This window comes from Sinorhizobium meliloti, from assembly GCF_017876815.1.
Classification (GTDB): domain Bacteria; phylum Pseudomonadota; class Alphaproteobacteria; order Rhizobiales; family Rhizobiaceae; genus Sinorhizobium; species Sinorhizobium meliloti.
This window is the reverse complement of record NZ_JAGIOS010000001.1, coordinates 1,258,751-1,270,000: the sequence shown is the minus strand read 5'-3', so window position 1 is coordinate 1,270,000 and position 11,250 is coordinate 1,258,751. Positions and strand designations below refer to the sequence as shown.

Sequence of the window (11,250 nt, the reverse complement as noted above, 5' to 3'; positions counted from 1 at the left end):
TATGTTGAAGGAACTCGGCAAATTGCACGCGTAACTTCGGAAGAAGCGTGACCCTTTTCTACGCAAGTAGGATGGGGTGGCACAGACCAGGGGGTAGCGACTGTTTATCAAAAACACAGGGCTCTGCGAAGTCGCAAGACGACGTATAGGGTCTGACGCCTGCCCGGTGCTGGAAGGTTAAGAGGAGGGGTGCAAGCTCTGAATCGAAGCCCCAGTAAACGGCGGCCGTAACTATAACGGTCCTAAGGTAGCGAAATTCCTTGTCGGGTAAGTTCCGACCTGCACGAATGGCGTAACGACTTCCCCGCTGTCTCCAACATAGACTCAGTGAAATTGAATTCCCCGTGAAGATGCGGGGTTCCTGCGGTCAGACGGAAAGACCCCGTGCACCTTTACTATAGCTTTACACTGGCATTCGTGTCGGCATGTGTAGGATAGGTGGTAGGCTTTGAAGCGGGGACGCCAGTTCTCGTGGAGCCATCCTTGAAATACCACCCTTATCGTCATGGATGTCTAACCGCGGTCCGTCATCCGGATCCGGGACAGTGTATGGTGGGTAGTTTGACTGGGGCGGTCGCCTCCGAAAGAGTAACGGAGGCGCGCGATGGTGGGCTCAGAGCGGTCGGAAATCGCTCGTCGAGTGCAATGGCATAAGCCCGCCTGACTGCGAGACTGACAAGTCGAGCAGAGACGAAAGTCGGTCATAGTGATCCGGTGGTCCCGCGTGGAAGGGCCATCGCTCAACGGATAAAAGGTACGCCGGGGATAACAGGCTGATGACCCCCAAGAGTCCATATCGACGGGGTTGTTTGGCACCTCGATGTCGGCTCATCGCATCCTGGGGCTGGAGCAGGTCCCAAGGGTTTGGCTGTTCGCCAATTAAAGCGGTACGTGAGCTGGGTTCAGAACGTCGTGAGACAGTTCGGTCCCTATCTGCCGTGGGTGTAGGAATATTGACAGGATCTGTCCCTAGTACGAGAGGACCGGGATGGACATATCTCTGGTGGACCTGTTGTCCTGCCAAGGGCATAGCAGGGTAGCTATATATGGAAGGGATAACCGCTGAAGGCATCTAAGCGGGAAACCCACCTGAAAACGAGTATTCCCTTGAGAACCGTGGAAGACGACCACGTTGATAGGCCGGGTGTGGAAGTGCGGCAACGCATGAAGCTTACCGGTACTAATCGTTCGATTGGCTTGATCGTTCTTGTTGCCTATGCTCATCGAAGATGAGCATCGCAACTTTCTTTGTCCTCACGCGCGTAGCGCTGCGGACGGCGCGCGCCACAAGGCGCGACGCGCTCTGCGCTTGCGGCCTCACGGCCGGGGCGACAGACAGAAGACGTGTTCAAAAGAAGTGAAAAACTTCACCAGCTTCTCAAAATCGGTTCGAGCCTGCAGCGCAGGCTCAATCTTGCGCTTTGCCGACCTGGTGGTTCTGGCGGGGTGGCTGCACCCGTTCCCATTCCGAACACGGCCGTGAAACGCCCCAGCGCCGATGGTACTTCGTCTTAAGACGCGGGAGAGTAGGTCGCTGCCAGGTCTGCAAAACGCAGGATAAACAAACCGAATATCTTCTCTCACAAGCCGGACAAACTCGGCGAGATTTTGCTTCGCAAAACTCGCGAGATTTTGGCTCGCAAAACTCAGACGAGATTTTGCTTCGCAAAACTCGGATAAGATTTTGCTTCGCAAAACTCGGATAACGCGGGGTGGAGCAGCCCGGTAGCTCGTCAGGCTCATAACCTGAAGGCCGCAGGTTCAAATCCTGCCCCCGCAACCAAACATACACACATATACACGCCAAAAGGCCCGCAGCAGCGGGCCTTTTGGCGTTTGGGGCAAACCTAGCGACAGAGCGGGTGCGCCACGAACAGTGCTGCCTGCAGCGGAATAATATGGCGCCGCTACTCAATGCGTCCGTACCGCAGCGCGCGCGGACTGCAATTTTCCATCTATTTGCCCGGTTGAGAGCCCGGAAGGTTATGGTTAGGTTCGGGGCATGGGGATGCTCAGGGACATCGGCGGACTGCTGGCATTGACAGCGCGCCTTCTTGCACGTTTCTGGCCGCAGCTTCTGCTCGCCGCAACGCTGGGATATATCGCGCGTGTCCTGCTCCTCGAGGCGGCGGTCGGGGTCGGCCTGAAAGTTCCCCTTGGCGGAATGGTAACGCTGTCGCTTGTAGTCCTCGTCAAGCTGCTGGTCGTCATTGTGATGTTCGCGATCCTGCGTCCGGGCCTGCCGGCCCTCGCGGCCTTACGCGGCGCGGCGCCAAGTACTGGCGTGACGAAGACGGAACGGCTGTCGAATCGCCTTCTGGTGATTACCTCCGCAGCCATCTTGCCGTTCTTCGCCTATTACGCCGCGTGGGGATTCCTTGGCGACACGGTGCGCGAGTATTCGCGTCTCGCCCTGGATCGGGTGGCACTGGGAGAACGGTTACAGATTTTCGAGCTCCTGCGCTCGCGCAGCCTGGTCGCGGCGATCCTCGCCTGCTGGCTCGTGCGATGGCTTGCCAAGCGCGCCAACGGGCGCCTGCAGTCCCCGTGGCTGCGTTTCGTGATCGTGGCGGCGGACGCGAGCTGGATCTTCATCGGACTCTATGCGCTGGATAGATGGAAGGACGACTTCATAGGCTGGATCGGCGCGGGCGCGTTTCTCGATATGGTGAAAGCCGGCATCGTCGGATTTTCCATGGAAGCACACGCGGCAGCGGCCGGCACTGCGGTGGAGTTCCAGGAGCCTGGGCTCGCCGCGCAGGCGCAGGAGCTGTTCTTCTACGCCCTTCTGCCGCTCGTCTGGCTTGTCATGGCTGCCATCGTCTATGGCTACGACCTTTCGGCAAAACCCGTCGCCGCTCCCCCGCCGCCTGCTCGCGCCACCACGCTGCGCAAATGGCTGGCCGATTTCGCCGCCCACTTCCTCGGAGGCTACCGGACCCGCTACCGGCCGGTCTGGGCCTGCCTGCGCACGGTGCTCGGCGCCGGCCTCGGGACGTTGCTCGCCTTCGTCGTGCTTTACCGCGCCACCGGCTGGCTCCCCGCCTGGGCGTGGTACGGCGCAACCCGTCATCTCGGGCCGCACGATCTCGAAACCTGGCAGCGGATAGGCGACGTCCTGGCCGTTGTCGTCGGCAGCCCGACCGAACTCGACGGCGGAATCCTTTTCGCTCCGGTGCGGATCGCCCTGCTGGCCGCCATGCTGGAATACGCAGTGTCCCGATCCGGCGAACCCGGCGGCGCGCAGGCTTATGGTAACCGCGCTATTTCAAGAGAATCGGCGGCGAGCCAGTCAGGGCAAGTGACAGGGTGAACCCGTCCGCCTGCCGCGGCACGAGAAAGAGTTCAACCACGCGAAGCGGCGCATCGCCGGCCTCGCCGATCGTCAGCGTCGTGCATTGCGGCCTGTCGGCAACCTCGGGATCGGCCTCGCGTAAAAGTCGGCCGGGCAGCGGCAGCGGGTCCCAGCGGCGGCCAGCGCCATCCGTCAGCGAGAGCGCGCAGGGCAAGGCCTGCTGCAAGACATCCGCTGCCTCAACCGAGAGGTCGATTTCCGCCAGCATGAGGCTGGTATCCGGCAAGGTTCCCGGCAGGCGGCGCAGCGATATGAGCCGCCAGCTGCCGCCGGCGCCTTGCCCGCTTCCGTCGTGCTCGACGGTCAAAGGTGGTTCCATGCGCCGTTGCAGCCAGGCGGCGAATTCGCCACGGGACCCGACGAGGACCGCGAGCGGCACGGCGGCGAGCAGCGATACGAGGCTGATCCAGTAGCTCTTTCTCTCCCGTGACGAAGCCGGTACGCTCATTGATGAAACTCCAGCGACCAGGGCATGATGCGGCCGCCGCGTGCAAGGGTGAGAGACTCGTACCTGTTTTCCGGCGGCACGCTGTCCATGGCTATCTCCACCTGCTCGGACAGGGGAGTTACCGCGGTCTCGGCGACCAGCAGTGTACCGCCCTCGATCTGGTCTTCGGGAAGCTCGAACACAAGCAGCACCGGGCGCGGAATGCCGGGCTCCAGGCGCTCGGAACCCAACAGGCCGAGCGTACTGCCGATGCGCGTGCTCATGGCGAAGCGCAGACCGGAAGGGCCGCGCCATGCAGCCGAGGTCAGCGACACCGATCGGTCCTGCGCCTTCGCCGCCGCTTCGACGACGAGCCATTTTCCGGAGGTGGTGTAGGTGCGCGGCTCGCCGAACTGCGGAGCCACCAGTTGGCCGGCGAGATGCACCTTGGCGACCCCGAAGACGAAGCGTTCTGTCTGCGCCGGCTTTCCCTGCGCGGCGGGCACCGCCACGGGCGACAGGATTTCGCTGTAGGATGGCGTCGAGTGCTGCATGCCGTAGAGCGCCGCCGCCGCCAGGAGCAGGGCGAGGATATTTGCGAAGGTCGTCATTGCCTTGCCCTCGCCGCTTCCTGCGTGACAGTCAGGGACACTATCGCCACGGGATCACGGTCGAACCAGTTTGAGGCGCCATAGAGATTGTCGCGTTTCTTGTAGACCTGGCTCCCGATCAGCAGTTTCAACTCACGCGGCGGCATCTCCCCCGCCGGCCATTCCCATACGGCAGTCAACCTCTCCGGCATGCCCGGGTGCAGGCTGGGGCCGAACGCCTTGTCCCGCGTCAGATAGAAGTTGGGGGAGGCAAGTTTCGCCTCCAGGCCGGCAAAGGTGAGCAGTTTCGCCGGCAGGTAGGCGGTCGACGCCGAGCGGTTGCCGGCCTCGAAATCGACAAGCAGGAAAGTTTGCGGCTCGGGCGGCCTCCTGCCGGAAGGTGGGGAATCGCTCACGCGGGCTCCGGCGATCGTCACATGCCATCGCCCGGTATCGACCGTTTCGCCCGGCACGGCGGCGCGCAGGGGTTCGGGATTGGCGGCGCGATAGATCGCCGCTCCGTAGGAGATCGCACTGGCCGCCAGACTGCCGATGCTGGCGGCGGCCAGCGCAATGAGCCGCTGCCGGTAGCTCCGTCGTTGCTCGTCCATCGCGACACCCGATTCGCAGCCGTTCACAAATCGACCCAAGTCCGCGGAGAACCTAAAGCAATTTTCGCCAAGGCGCCACGTTCTCGCAATTCGATGGCCGCAGCGCCATATCGGAATTCAAGACGCGCTCAGCAACGATCGGTGGTCGACTCGGTCACCACGACATCCATCCGGATGTCATGCGCCTGAGGATAAATGGTCCTTATCCTCGACTGTGCGAAACCAACGCCCAGCACGCGGCGCGTCGCCGCCATTGTCGCCAGTGTCCGGTCGTAATAGCCCCCGCCATAACCGAGCCGGTAGCACGACGGATCAAAACCCACCACCGGGGCGACGACTATATCGGGGGTGCATGAAACGAGCCTGGCCGGGACGGGTATGTTCCAGATCCCGCGAATGAGTTTGTCGCCCGGTCGCCAGATGCGAAACTCCAGAGGCCTCCCTTTTTCGACCACCACCGGAAGCGCACATTGGCCGCCGTCATCGGCTATTTGCCGCATCAGCGGTCTGAGATCGGGCTCACCGCGAAACGGCCAGTAGACGCTGACCACACGGCCGCGCACATGTCCGATTTCGGCAAGTAGGCGGCTGACGATCTCAGCTTCGCAAGCGGCCCGAAGGTCGGGAGATATGGCCAGGCGTTGGGCGATGAGGCGAGCACGTTCGCTTGTCCGCCACCGCCTGACATCGGCACAGATCGACCGGTCGGAAGACAGGCCCGCATAGGCCGGGTCGAGTTCGTGCATCAAGCAGGGTGGCGACGCAAAGGTCGGCGGAGTATCTTCGTCGATGTCCATTCCCGTTTACCTCCTCGATCGATCTTCGCTCAACAGGCGCCCAATCCAAGTTCAAGCCCCTCCATAAGATCGTCAATATGTTCGAGCCCGATCGAAAGTCTGAGCAGTTCGTCGCGAATACCCGCGCGCTCTCTGGCTTCAGGACCCATGTCGAGATGGGTCATGGTGGCCGGATGAGCCACGAGACTTTCGACCCCTCCGAGCGACTCGGCCAGCGTGAAGCAGCGAATATGTGCCAGGAATCGCCGAACGGCTGGAACGCCCCCTTCGAGTTCGAAGCTCATCATGGCGCCGAAGCCGCGCTGCTGCCGTCTTGCGACTTCGTGGTCTGCGTGATCCGGAAGTCCCGCATAGTGGACGTGGCGGACCGCAGGGTGGGCGTCGAGATACTCTGCGATCGTCATGGCACTGCGTTCTTGGCTGGACATTCGCGCAAACAACGTTCTCAGCCCGCGCAAAGTCAACCAGGCATCGAAAGGTGCCGCGACTGCCCCGGTAACGTTGGCCCAGCGCTTGAGATCATGCGCCTCCTGCGGCTCGGCAGCGATCACCGCACCGGCGATGACGTCCGAATGTCCGTTCAGGAATTTGGTCGCCGAGTGAATGGCGTAATCGGCTCCGAGAGAAAGGGGTTGCTGGAGAGCGGGGGACAGAAACGTGTTGTCGACGGCTACGGCGGAGCCTGCCGCCTTGGCGAGCGTGGACAATCGGGCAATGTCGGTGACGCGCATCAGAGGATTGCTGGGGCTCTCGATGAGGACGAGGGCCGGAGCGTCCGACAATGCGGCCTCGAATCCGCCGAAATCCCTCTGGTCGGTAAGCCGGAATGTGAGGTGCCCCAGATCGGCACGCGCCTTCAGCAGTCGCAATGTGCCGCCATAGCAATCATGCGGTGCCAGCACGAGATGGTTTCGTCTCAAGCGCCCTAGCAGGAGGTCGAGCGCGGCCATGCCGCTCGGCGTGACAACCGCGTCGGCACCTCCCTCGAGCTTCGCAAGTGCTTGCGCCAGCAAGTCACGGGTCGGATTTCCAGAGCGGCCGTAGTCGTAGGCGCGCGGCGTGTCGAAACCGGCGAACTCGTAGGTGCTTGACAAGTATAGCGGCGGCACCACGGAGCCGAATGCCGGGTCGGTCGCGACCCCGTGGGCTGCGGCCGTGGTTTCGGCTCTGTCAGATCTGGATTTTCGCTCGAGCATCGGCAGTAGGTCCCTTGATGGCATCAAATCAGCGTGGCTGGTCGGGATCAGCCGAGGCATGCGGACCAGGATGGCAAGCGTGAAATCTGCTGACAAACGAATTGAATTGCTGGTTAACCGCAAATATTCTGCACTTATTTTATGAGGCGTGCCGCCGGCAGGCAGGGCCGACGCGGCGACGCCATTTGCGCGGGGCGAAGATGGACATCAGCATTGCGCGTACGTTCCTCGAGGTGGTCAAGACGGGAAGCTTCGTGAATGCCGCTGCCAATCTGAACATCTCCCAGACGGCAGTGAGTGCGCGAATTCGCGTACTCGAGGAACAACTCGATCGGCCGATGTTCGTTCGGAACAAGGCCGGTGCCAGGCTGACCCCCGCCGGAGAGCAGTTTTTCCGTTTTGCAACGAGCCTAGTGCAAGTATGGGAGGCGGCGCGAACCACGGTCGCTTTGCCCCCGGGACGCGAGGCCATGGTGACGATCGGTGCTGAGCTCAGCCTGTGGAATCCGCTGTTGAAGCATTGGCTTTTGTGGATGCGCCGCGAATGCGCCAGCGTCGCCATTCGAACGACGATAGACAGATCGGAGCGGCTGATGGAACTCGTGCAGGACGGTTCACTTGACGCGGCGGTCCTTTATGGAGCGCCAAATCGTCCAGGCACGCTTACGGAGCTGCTTTTCGAAGAAAAGCTCGTTCTCGTTCGCACTACAGCTTTGTCGCAGCCGCCCGGACCGGAAGACCTCGTTGGCATCGATTGGGGAGAGGATTTTGCCGGCAGCTATAGGGCGGCCTTTCCGGGCGGCCGGAATCCGGTGGTAGCGATCAGTTATGGGCCGCTTGCTCTCGATTACATTCTGGAAGTCGGCGGATCCGGATATTTTCGGCAGGGCTTCGTTCGGCCCTATCTTGTGGACGGCCGCCTCGAGCTCGTTCCCAACAGTCCGGAATTTGCCTACCCCGCTTATCTCGTTTCTTCCGCAAAGGCGGATCGGTCTATGCTGGATCGCATTCGGGCAGGATTGAGGGCCGCCGCATCCAGTGCCGGCGTCTGAAGGGGGCGGAGAACTCGCGTTGCATCAAGTCACCTTCACCGATAGTTGCGGGCGAACAGCCGAAAGGATATCGCGATGAGATCAATCAATATTTCCGAGAAGCTGGCTCTGTTTTCGAGCCATTGGGACCCGCACGTCGTGTCCGATTACAACGACAACGATGTCATGGTCGTCAAATTTAAGGGGGAATACCCATTTCACAAGCATGAGACCACGGACGATTTCTTCTACGTCCTCGAGGGCGAAATGATCATGGATATCGAAGGAAAACCCTCTCAGGTGGTCAAAGCTGGCGAGCTGTTTGTGGTTCCGAAAGGCGTTGTACACCGTCCCCGAGCAGAGACAGAGGTCAAGGTTCTTCTCATAGAGCCAAAGGGGGAACCCAATTCGGGTGACTCGGACCGGGAACCCGCGCCGAAACCACGCATCTAGCGCGCCCGGATGACCTGGTTCTGCATATAATATTCTTTGGCCGGGGCTTCAGATGCCCTGCCCGTTGCCCTGCATTATTTCGGACAGACCATTATGCGAGAGACTTTTGGCCAAAGTCGCGAGCAGGTCGGTCTGGGATATGATGCCCACGACCTTGCCGTCGTCGTCAAGAATGACGACGGCGTGTGTCGCCCCGTCCGTGAGGCGGGGAAGCAGGCCGATCGCCGGGTCGGATGGCCTGGCGGTAGCCGCCGCGCTTATCGGCAATTTGCTGCCGGGCTCTTTGCCGGCGAGCTCCCGCAGGCCCACCGTACCCTGAAGCTTCTCGTTTTCGTCAAGCACGGGAAGTGTACGAATGTCGTGCTTCAACAACAGGTATCGAGCATGGTCAGGGGTTGTGTCGCCGGGCACGGTTACGACGTCGCGGGACATGATGTCGGCACAGGTCAACTCTCCCCTCTGCCGGATGAGGGCCTGCAGTTCGACTTCCCTCAAGAGGGCATCGATGTCTTCGCGGCTGACATCGAGTGTTTCATTCAACCGCGCTATTGCCGAGTCTATGTCCTCGGAATTGAAGCCGACACGAAGCGCAGGTGGAGGATCCGCCGTCGCATGTGTATTCACCGGCGCAACTCCGGGTCGATGAGGATATTGGCGGCGGGCCAGCCGATGAAACACCATGCCCAATCCGACGAGGATCAAGGAGTTGATCGCAACGGGTATGAACGGGAACCAGAAACCCGAGCGTGCGACCGCGGCTCCACCGATTACGGCGGTCAGCGCGGCGGCGCCTCCTGGCGGGTGAAGCGATCGCGTCAGCGACATCGCAAGAATCGCCAGAGCGACTGCGAGGCCGATGGCAAGCATCTGGTCCGCCACGATATAGGTCACGGAGACGCCGATCAGGGCGGAAATCGTGTTCCCGCCGATGATCGACCAAGGCTGCGCAAGCGGACTGGCCGGCACGGCGAAGAGCAAAACCGCGGAGGCACCGATGGGCGCGACGATCAGCGGCAGTTGGGGGTCGTCCCCGAAAACGAACCCGCAGACCAGGCCGGTGACACAAATCCCGATCAACGCCCCGATACAGCCGATCAAGCGCTCTTTGAGCGTTGCACCCGCCAGAATTGGCGAGAACAGCTTGAATCTCGGCAAACGGCCGGACTTTCGATCGTGTGGCGGAGGGGGGACAATCATTTGCGGGCGTCGGATGCAGTTGCTTATTTTTCGAAGCTTATGTGCCTATAAAAAGGGCGAGGCAATAGCACGGACGGATTTCTGTGTGGTTCCCGCGACATTTCGGAAATCGGCCAGTGTGAGCGGGCGCGATGACGCGGACAGAGGAGAAGTGCCTCGGCGTAGCGATCGCCGTGGCATCGCGTGCTAATCGTTCGTTGCTGTAGTCCATTCCTGCCGGGGCTGGAAGTTGGCATGAAAACTGCTTCCGTAACACGACCACAGTCGGGTACGGGTGCAACTTGGATTTCTTCGGCTTCTCCTCCTCCGTGCTGATTTGGCTCGCTTTAGGCTTGAGCGGTCCCGCGTTTCTCGCGGCTTTTCGCGCTGACCCCTATAACTGGCAATCCGCCGCCGAGACGACTGTCGGAGCCGCGGTTTTCGTCGGAGCGTTGGGTCTGTACCTCTCTGCCGGAAGCGTTCTTGCTGCAGCGGTCGCCTCCCTCGCGGCCCTTGCAATCGCCCCTCTGTTTCGCGTGAAGAGGCAGCGGTTGCCGATGCTGGCCGTTTCGATTCTCTGCCTGGGCATCTATCTGTAAAGCATTCCGGCCCAAGGTCGTTGCGACGTTTAGCGATGATCGGGAAGTCGTATTTGGATAATTGCGACGACGCCTGCAGCGACCCCACGGCTCTCAGCCGGATATCAGCTTCGAGAGCCGTTCGGACACCTTCAGGCCGGATGCTCTGTGAGCTGCAATCACGCTGTTGGCCATCAACATGGCGATGGTCATCGGTCCGACGCCGCCCGGAACCGGCGTAATAGCCGATGCGAATGGTGCGCACTCCGCGAAAGCGACGTCGCCGACCAGCCTCGTCCTGTTCTCCCCCTTCTCAGGTGCGGGAACACGGTTGATCCCGACATCGATGACGGTGGCGCCCGTCTTCAACCAGTTCGCCTTGACCATTTCGGGCCGGCCGACGGCGGCGATCACGATATCGGCGTTGCGGCAGATCGAGGCCAGATCGCTGGTGCGGGAATGGGCGATCGTCACCGTCGCATTGGCATTCAGCAGCAGCTGCGCCATCGGTTTGCCGAAGAGATTGGAACGACCGATGACCAGCGCATTCAGGCCGGAAAGGTCGCGGCCGTGCACGCGGCGCACAAAGACCATCGCGCCTGCCGGGGTGCAGGAGATCAGGCCGCTCTCCAGGTCGCCGGTTGCGAGCTTTCCGGCATTGGCAACATGCAGGCCGTCGACGTCCTTTTCGGGCCGGATCGACTGAATGATGGCATCTGCGTCCAGGTGCTCCGGCAAAGGCAGCTGCACGAGAATTCCATGGATGCCGTCATCAGCGTTCAGTTGATGCACCAGGCCCGCAAGCTCCTGCTGTGTCGTTTCCTTCGGCAGCGTGTGCTGGACCGAAAAGAAGCCGCACTCCTTGGCCATGCGGCTTTTTGCGCCGACATAGGCATGACTTGCGGGATCGTCGCCGACGATAATGACGGAAAGTCCGGTTTTCCTGCCTGTCTGCTCCTGCAGCTCGGCATTTGCGTCTTTTATCGCGCCGTTGATGGAAGCCGCTACGGCCTTGCCGTCGATGATCGTCGTCATG

General features: G+C 61.2%; 11 protein-coding genes, 1 tRNA gene and 2 rRNA genes (1 of these 14 running past the window's edge). 7 read left to right on the top strand and 7 right to left on the bottom strand.

Annotation, left to right across the window (positions count from 1 at the left end):
• The 4 genes from JOH52_RS06090 to JOH52_RS06075 all read left to right on the top strand — a co-directional run.
• Positions 1-1,205 (top strand): 23S ribosomal RNA (locus tag JOH52_RS06090); it begins 1,654 nt to the left of the window's first position.
• A gap of 223 nt (positions 1,206-1,428) precedes the next feature.
• Positions 1,429-1,543, top strand: a 5S ribosomal RNA gene (gene rrf / locus JOH52_RS06085).
• A 163-nt stretch (positions 1,544-1,706) separates the two neighbouring features.
• A tRNA-Met gene (locus JOH52_RS06080) sits at positions 1,707-1,783 on the top strand.
• 219 nt (positions 1,784-2,002) lie between these two features.
• Positions 2,003-3,313, top strand: a complete 1,311-nt coding sequence (locus JOH52_RS06075) for a hypothetical protein (RefSeq protein WP_015008022.1) — start codon at positions 2,003-2,005, stop codon at positions 3,311-3,313.
• On the opposite strand, the gene JOH52_RS06070 is transcribed toward JOH52_RS06075, so the two are convergent.
• From JOH52_RS06070 to metB, 5 genes are all read right to left on the bottom strand, one after another.
• Positions 3,264-3,803 carry a hypothetical protein gene (locus tag JOH52_RS06070; protein ID WP_010968334.1) on the bottom strand — a complete coding sequence of 180 codons (540 nt, stop codon included), beginning with the start codon at positions 3,801-3,803 and terminating at the stop codon, positions 3,264-3,266. The genes JOH52_RS06075 and JOH52_RS06070 overlap by 50 nt on opposite strands.
• On the bottom strand, positions 3,800-4,393 hold the full coding sequence (locus JOH52_RS06065) for a hypothetical protein (RefSeq protein ID WP_010968335.1): 594 nt from the start codon (positions 4,391-4,393) through the stop codon (positions 3,800-3,802). Before JOH52_RS06065 ends, JOH52_RS06070 begins: the two co-directional genes overlap by 4 nt.
• Entirely contained in the window at positions 4,390-5,022 is a 633-nt protein-coding gene (locus JOH52_RS06060; protein WP_010968336.1) for a hypothetical protein, read from the bottom strand. The genes JOH52_RS06065 and JOH52_RS06060 overlap by 4 nt, the downstream gene beginning before the upstream one ends.
• 89 nt (positions 5,023-5,111) lie before the next feature.
• Positions 5,112-5,780, bottom strand: a complete 669-nt coding sequence (locus tag JOH52_RS06055; protein WP_003536308.1) for a 5-formyltetrahydrofolate cyclo-ligase — start codon at positions 5,778-5,780, stop codon at positions 5,112-5,114.
• Between the two features lie 29 nt (positions 5,781-5,809).
• A complete protein-coding gene (gene metB, locus JOH52_RS06050; RefSeq protein ID WP_013844963.1) occupies positions 5,810-6,976 on the bottom strand; it encodes a cystathionine gamma-synthase in 1,167 nt (388 codons plus the stop codon).
• A gap of 200 nt (positions 6,977-7,176) precedes the next feature.
• On the opposite strand from metB, the gene JOH52_RS06045 reads away from it, so the two are divergent.
• A complete protein-coding gene (locus JOH52_RS06045; protein WP_010968338.1) occupies positions 7,177-8,028 on the top strand; it encodes a LysR family transcriptional regulator in 852 nt (283 codons plus the stop codon).
• A gap of 75 nt (positions 8,029-8,103) precedes the next feature.
• Complete coding sequence (locus tag JOH52_RS06040) at positions 8,104-8,460, top strand: cupin domain-containing protein (RefSeq protein ID WP_010968339.1); 357 nt, start codon at positions 8,104-8,106, stop codon at positions 8,458-8,460.
• A gap of 48 nt (positions 8,461-8,508) precedes the next feature.
• Here the strand turns inward: JOH52_RS06040 and JOH52_RS06035 are convergent, their stop codons facing one another.
• A complete protein-coding gene (locus JOH52_RS06035; RefSeq protein ID WP_010968340.1) occupies positions 8,509-9,657 on the bottom strand; it encodes a CBS domain-containing protein in 1,149 nt (382 codons plus the stop codon).
• Between the two features lie 281 nt (positions 9,658-9,938).
• On the opposite strand from JOH52_RS06035, the gene JOH52_RS35000 reads away from it, so the two are divergent.
• The gene (locus tag JOH52_RS35000; RefSeq protein ID WP_013844966.1) at positions 9,939-10,235 is read left to right on the top strand and encodes a hypothetical protein; all 297 of its coding nucleotides are present in this window, start codon (positions 9,939-9,941) and stop codon (positions 10,233-10,235) included.
• 93 nt (positions 10,236-10,328) lie between these two features.
• On the opposite strand, the gene folD is transcribed toward JOH52_RS35000, so the two are convergent.
• Positions 10,329-11,249, bottom strand: coding sequence for a bifunctional methylenetetrahydrofolate dehydrogenase/methenyltetrahydrofolate cyclohydrolase FolD (folD, locus tag JOH52_RS06030; RefSeq protein ID WP_010968342.1), 921 nt, complete (start codon positions 11,247-11,249; stop codon positions 10,329-10,331).
• Between the last annotated feature and the right edge of the window lies 1 nt (position 11,250).

Coding starts and splice junctions, on each gene's coding strand:
- JOH52_RS06065 (WP_010968335.1), bottom strand. CDS start 4,393: ATGACGACCTTCGCAAATATCCTCGCCCTGCTCCTGGCGGCGGCGGCG.
- JOH52_RS06035 (WP_010968340.1), bottom strand. CDS start 9,657: ATGATTGTCCCCCCTCCGCCACACGATCGAAAGTCCGGCCGTTTGCCG.
- folD (WP_010968342.1), bottom strand. CDS start 11,249: ATGACGACGATCATCGACGGCAAGGCCGTAGCGGCTTCCATCAACGGC.
- JOH52_RS06055 (WP_003536308.1), bottom strand. CDS start 5,780: ATGGACATCGACGAAGATACTCCGCCGACCTTTGCGTCGCCACCCTGC.
- JOH52_RS06075 (WP_015008022.1), top strand. CDS start 2,003: ATGGGGATGCTCAGGGACATCGGCGGACTGCTGGCATTGACAGCGCGC.
- JOH52_RS06045 (WP_010968338.1), top strand. CDS start 7,177: ATGGACATCAGCATTGCGCGTACGTTCCTCGAGGTGGTCAAGACGGGA.
- JOH52_RS06040 (WP_010968339.1), top strand. CDS start 8,104: ATGAGATCAATCAATATTTCCGAGAAGCTGGCTCTGTTTTCGAGCCAT.
- metB (WP_013844963.1), bottom strand. CDS start 6,976: ATGCTCGAGCGAAAATCCAGATCTGACAGAGCCGAAACCACGGCCGCA.
- JOH52_RS06070 (WP_010968334.1), bottom strand. CDS start 3,803: ATGAGCGTACCGGCTTCGTCACGGGAGAGAAAGAGCTACTGGATCAGC.